This window comes from uncultured Dietzia sp. (genome assembly GCF_937873725.1).
In the GTDB taxonomy this organism is placed as follows: Bacteria; Actinomycetota; Actinomycetes; order Mycobacteriales; family Mycobacteriaceae; genus Dietzia.
Genome location: NZ_CALMYY010000009.1, coordinates 1 through 5,544 on the forward strand (window position 1 = coordinate 1; position 5,544 = coordinate 5,544).

Sequence of the window (5,544 nt, forward strand, 5' to 3'; positions counted from 1 at the left end):
ACCACGACCCCGGCCGGTCCGCGGGCGGGTCCCGGTCCGCCGGACCCGAGCGCGGCGGCCGCTTCCGCGACGGCCGCGGGCAGCCGGCTCGGATCGTCGGCGTGCACGGTGGCGACCAGCTCGCCGGCGCGGACCTCGTCGCCCTCGACGCGATGCAGGAACACGCCGGCGGCCGGGTCGACGGCCTCCCCCGGCCGGGTCCGCCCGGCACCGGAGAGCCACGACGCGCGGCCCACGCCAAGTGCGTCCCACCGCACCTCGCCCGAGTCCGGGGCCCGCACCTCCTCCGTGTGCGCGGCGACCGGCAACGCGGCGTCCGGGTCCCCGCCCTGCGCGGCGATCATCGCACGGAACGAGTCCATGGCCCGCCCGTCGGCCAGACGCCGCCGGGGATCACCGTCGAGCCCGACCGCCCGCAGCGCCTCCTCCGCCAGGGCGCAGGTCAGGTCGACCATGTCCTCCGGTCCCCCGCCGGCGAGGATCTCCAGACACTCGGCCACCTCGAGCGCGTTGCCCACCGCCCGCCCGAGCGGGGTGTGGTTGGTGGTGACCAGTGCGCTGGTGCGGACCCCGGCCGACGTCCCGATCCCGACCATCACCCGCGCCAGCTCGGACGCGTCCGCCGGATCGGGCCGGAACGCCCCGGACCCGCATTTGACGTCGAGGACCAGCGCACCCGTGCCCTCGGCGATCTTCTTGCTCATGATCGAGGCCGCCAGCATCGGGATCGACGGAACGGTCCCGGTCACGTCACGCAGGGCGTACAGGGCCCGGTCGGCGGGGGCCAGGTCGTCCCCGGCGGCGCAGATGACCGCGCCGGTCTGTTCGAGGACGCAGCGCCGGGCGGGGGCGTCGAGGTCGGCGCGCCACCCGGGGATCGACTCGAGCTTGTCCAGGGTGCCGCCGGTGTGGCCGAGACCCCGCCCGGAGAGCTGGGGCACGGCCACGTCCCAGGTCGCCAGGAGCGGGGTGAGCACGAGCGTCACCGAGTCGCCCACCCCGCCGGTGGAGTGCTTGTCGACCGTGGGCACCCGCCTGCCGTTCCGGTGCAGGTCGGACAGGTCGAGCCGGGTGCCGGACGCCACCATGGCCGCGGTCCACCGGGAGGTCTCCCGGTCGGTCATGCCCCGGAAGAAGATCGCCATGGCCAGCGCGGACATCTGCTCGGGTGCCACCACCCCGCGGGTGTACCCGGCGACGATCCAGTCGATCTCGTCGTCGTCGAGTTCCCTCCCGTCGCGCTTGGCCTCGATGATCCGCACGGCGTCCAGGCGACGACTCACGTCAGGTCCCCGGGCCCGAAGGCGTCCGGCAGCAGCTCGCCGAGGCGCACCGCGCCGCGGGCGGTGTGGACCACCAGGTCCGGACCGCCGTGTTCGTGGAGGAGCTGCCGGCAGCGCCCGCACGGCGCGAGGGGGTCGCCGGTGTGGGAGACGACGACGAGCTCGATCAGTCGCCCGCCACCGGTGCGGTGCAGGTCGGAGACGAGGGAGCACTCGGCGCACAGGGTAAGCCCGTAGGAGGCGTTCTCCACGTTGCATCCGGTGACGATCCGCGTCCCCGACCCGTCCGTCGCGGCCGCCAGCGCCGCAGCGCCCACCCCCAGTCCCGAATACGGCCGGTAGGCGTTCCCGGCTGCCGTGCGGGCGGCGTCGCGGAGCTCGTCGGACGCTGCGTTGCCCTGTGCTGCGGTTTCGTGCTGCGACACCCGGATCTACCCTTCGGTAACTTCATTTAGGGTTCCCTAACAGGGAGAACCCGTTCGGACCACGGTACCCACCCTGCTTCTCATCAGTCAGATCTCAGGTCTAAAGTCCTAGTAGGCGCCCGCTGTGCTCTCGGGCCGGAACGCGCGCCGATGGCACCACGCCCAGACGATTCGGAGGCACGACAAGCCCATGAGTACCGCGCAGGCGCCGGCGCGTCCGGCCCCCACAAAGAAGCTCAACCTCTACAAGGGTGACCCGGGGATGTGGTCCTGGGTCGCGCACCGGATCTCGGGCGTCGCGATCTTCTTCTTCCTCTTCGTGCACGTGCTCGACACGGCGCTCGTCACGGTGAGCCCGGAGACGTACAACTCGGTGATCGACTCGTACAAGTCGCCGATCGTCGGCCTCATGGAGATCGGCCTCGTCGCGCTCGTGCTCTTCCACGCGCTCAACGGCCTGCGGATCGTCGCGGTGGACTTCTGGTCCAAGGGCGCGCGGTACCAGCGTCAGATGCTGTGGGCCGTCCTCGCGATCTGGGTCGTCGTCTTTGCCGCCGGCGCCGCCCGCCTCCTCTTCCTTCTCTTCCAGCACATCTAAGGAGAACGATCACCATGGCAGACGCACCTGTTCTCCAGACGTCGTACGACCGCCCCGCCTCGCTGGCCCAGCCGCGGTCCCCGCGCCTGCGGTCGCGCGGCAACTTCGAGCGCACCGCGTGGATCTTCATGCGCGCCTCGGGCGTCGCGCTGGTCATCCTCACGATCGGCCACCTCACCGTCGGGCTCATGATCGACGAGGGCGTCCATCGCATCGACTGGGCCTACGTCGCGGACCGCTGGCAGAGCCCCTTCTGGGCCACCTGGGACCTCCTCATGCTCTGGCTTGCGCAGCTCCACGGCGCCAACGGAGTCCGGACGGTCATCGCGGACTACTCGCGCAAGGACTCGACCAGGTTCTGGCTCAACGCGATCCTCCTCGCCGCCACCGTCCTGGTCCTGGTCCTGGGCACCTACGCCATCTTCGGCCTCGCCTACGACGTCTGATAGACGCCTGCGGACCGTTCCACTTCGAAAGCGAGCACTGAGAATCCCATGACCGATCGTCAGGTCCACCAGCACCAGTACGACGTCGTAATCGTCGGCGCCGGCGGCGCAGGCATGCGCGCGGCCATCGAATCCGGGCCGCGGACCCGCACCGCCGTCCTCACCAAGCTCTACCCCACCCGCTCCCACACCGGCGCAGCCCAGGGCGGCATGTGCGCGGCCCTCGCGAACGTCGAGGAGGACAACTGGGAGTGGCACACGTTCGACACGGTCAAGGGCGGCGACTACCTCGTCGACCAGGACGCCGCGGAGATCATGGCCAAGGAGGCCATCACCGCCGTCATCGACCTGGAGAACATGGGCCTGCCGTTCAACCGGACGCCCGAGGGCAAGATCGACCAGCGCCGCTTCGGCGGTCACACCCGTGACCACGGCAAGGCGCCCGTGCGTCGGGCCTGCTACGCCGCCGACCGCACCGGTCACATGATCCTGCAGACGCTGTACCAGAACTGCGTCAAGCACGACGTGGAGTTCTTCAACGAGTTCTACGTCCTGGACCTGTGTCTCACGCAGACCCCGGAGGGCCCCGTCGCCACCGGGTGTGTCGCCTACGAGCTCGCCTCCGGCGACCTCCACGTCTTCCACTCCAAGGCCACGGTCTTCGCGACCGGCGGCTCGGGCCGGATGTACAAGACCACCTCCAACGCCCACACCCTCACCGGTGACGGCATGGCCGTGGTCTTCCGCAAGGGCCTGCCGCTGGAGGACATGGAGTTCCACCAGTTCCATCCCACGGGCCTCGCGGGCCTGGGCATCCTCATCTCCGAGGCCGTCCGCGGCGAGGGCGGCATCCTCCGCAACGCCGACGGCGAGCGCTTCATGGAGCGCTACGCCCCCACCATCAAGGACCTCGCGCCGCGTGACATCGTCGCCCGCTCGATGGTCCTCGAGGTGCGCGAGGGCCGCGGTGCCGGCCCCGCGAAGGACTACGTCTACATCGACGTGACCCACCTCGGCGAAGATGTCCTCAACGAGAAGCTCCCCGACATCACCGAGTTCTCGCGGACCTACCTGGGCGTCGACCCGGTCACCGAGCTCGTGCCGGTGTTCCCGACCTGCCACTACGTCATGGGCGGAATCCCGACCAACGTCAAGGGCGAGGTGCTGCGCAACAACGACGACGTGGTCCCCGGCCTGTACGCGGCCGGCGAGTGCGCGTGCGTGTCCGTGCACGGCTCCAACCGACTGGGCACCAACTCCCTGCTGGACATCAACGTCTTCGGCCGCCGGGCCGGCATCGCGGCCGCGGACTACGCCGCGGGCCACGACTTCGTGGAGCTCCCCGAGGAGCCCGAGAAGATGGTCCGCGAGTGGATGGAGGGCATGCTCTCCGACCGTGGCGACGAGAACGCCGCGGACATCCGCAGCGAGATGCAGGCCATGATGGACGACAAGGCGTCGGTGTACCGCACCGAGCAGTCGCTCACCGAGGCGCGCGACGAACTCCGTGCCCTCAAGGCGCGCTACGCCCACGTCACGGTCAGCGACAAGGGCCGCCGCTTCAACACCGAGCTGCTCGAGGCGATCGAGCTGGGCTTCCTGCTCGAGCTCGCCGAGGTCACCGTCGTGGGTGCCCTCAACCGCAAGGAGTCCCGTGGCGGTCACGCCCGCGAGGACTACCCCGACCGCAACGACGCCGAGTACATGCAGCACACGATGGCGTTCAAGGAGAACGGCCAGGAGCTGCTCTCCGAGATCCGGCTGGACTGGAAGCCGGTTGTGCAGACCCGCTACGAGCCGATGGAGCGTAAGTACTGATGACCACCGCAGTCGACACCACCAAGGCCACCGACGGCAAGGGCCCGAATCGCCCCGCGCCGCCCGGTTCGACCATGGTCACGCTCAAGATCGCCCGGTTCAACCCGGAGGATCCGGACTCCGCTGGCTGGAAGGAGTACGAGGTCCCGGCCCTGCCGTCCGACCGACTGCTCAACCTGCTGATGTACGTCAAGAACTACATCGACGGCAGCCTCGCGTTCCGCCGGTCGTGCGCGCACGGCGTCTGTGGTTCGGACGCCATGCTGATCAACGGCGTGAACCGCCTGGCGTGCAAGGTCCTCATGAAGGACCTGCTGCCCAAGGACGGCAAGCCCATCACCATCACGATCGCCCCGATCCGCGGGCTCCCGGTGGAGAAGGACCTGTACGTCGACATGGAGCCGTTCTTCAAGGCCTTCCGCGACGTGAAGCCCTACCTCATCACCTCCGGGAACCCGCCGTCGGCCGAGCGCATCCAGTCGCAGTCGGACCGGGCGCGCTTCGACGACACCACCAAGTGCATCCTCTGCGCCTGCTGCACGACCTCGTGCCCGGTGTTCTGGGCGGACGGCTCGTACTTCGGGCCGGCGGCGATCGTCAACGCGCACCGGTTCATCTTCGACTCCCGCGACGAGGGTGCCGCCGAGCGTCTGGAGATCCTCAACGACGCCGAGGGCGTGTGGCGCTGCCGCACCACCTTCAACTGCACCGACGCGTGCCCCCGCGGCATCCAGGTGACCCAGGCGATCCAGGAGGTCAAGCGCGCGCTTCTCTTCGCCCGCTGATCTCTCTCGACGCCACGGCGTGGGAGCGGGGCCGCAGACTCCATCGACGGAGGCTGCGGCCCCGCTCTCGTTCCGCCCCCACCCCGGCCCGCGCCCACCCGGTCACGGCGGAGGCGCTGCCCGCTCGACCTGCGCCGCCTGCTCGACCTGCGCTGCCTGCTCGACCTGCGCTGCCTGCTCGACCTGCGC

General features: G+C 70.0%; 6 protein-coding genes. 4 read left to right on the forward strand and 2 right to left on the reverse strand.

Annotation, left to right across the window (positions count from 1 at the left end):
* Both Q0444_RS00485 and Q0444_RS00490 read right to left on the reverse strand, forming a co-directional pair.
* The coding region (locus Q0444_RS00485; RefSeq protein ID WP_299020486.1) for a thymidine phosphorylase at positions 1-1,283 on the reverse strand (1,283 nt) is incomplete at its 3' end.
* Complete coding sequence (locus tag Q0444_RS00490) at positions 1,280-1,708, reverse strand: cytidine deaminase (RefSeq protein WP_291079929.1); 429 nt, start codon at positions 1,706-1,708, stop codon at positions 1,280-1,282. The genes Q0444_RS00490 and Q0444_RS00485, both read right to left, overlap by 4 nt.
* A gap of 190 nt (positions 1,709-1,898) precedes the next feature.
* Between Q0444_RS00490 and sdhC the strand changes: the two genes are divergently transcribed.
* Genes sdhC through Q0444_RS00510 form a run of 4 tightly spaced genes read left to right on the forward strand, consistent with a single transcriptional unit; the run spans position 1,899 to position 5,355 of the window.
* Positions 1,899-2,306: a succinate dehydrogenase, cytochrome b556 subunit gene (sdhC, locus tag Q0444_RS00495; protein ID WP_291079927.1), complete on the forward strand. Its 408-nt coding sequence runs from the start codon at positions 1,899-1,901 to the stop codon at positions 2,304-2,306.
* A gap of 14 nt (positions 2,307-2,320) precedes the next feature.
* Positions 2,321-2,752 (forward strand): succinate dehydrogenase hydrophobic membrane anchor subunit, encoded by a 432-nt coding sequence (locus tag Q0444_RS00500; protein WP_291079925.1) that lies wholly within the window; start codon positions 2,321-2,323, stop codon positions 2,750-2,752.
* A 48-nt stretch (positions 2,753-2,800) separates the two neighbouring features.
* Positions 2,801-4,570: a succinate dehydrogenase flavoprotein subunit gene (sdhA, locus tag Q0444_RS00505; RefSeq protein ID WP_291079923.1), complete on the forward strand. Its 1,770-nt coding sequence runs from the start codon at positions 2,801-2,803 to the stop codon at positions 4,568-4,570.
* Positions 4,570-5,355: a succinate dehydrogenase iron-sulfur subunit gene (locus tag Q0444_RS00510; RefSeq protein WP_299020491.1), complete on the forward strand. Its 786-nt coding sequence runs from the start codon at positions 4,570-4,572 to the stop codon at positions 5,353-5,355. Before sdhA ends, Q0444_RS00510 begins: the two co-directional genes overlap by 1 nt.
* Positions 5,356-5,544: the final 189 nt, after the last annotated feature.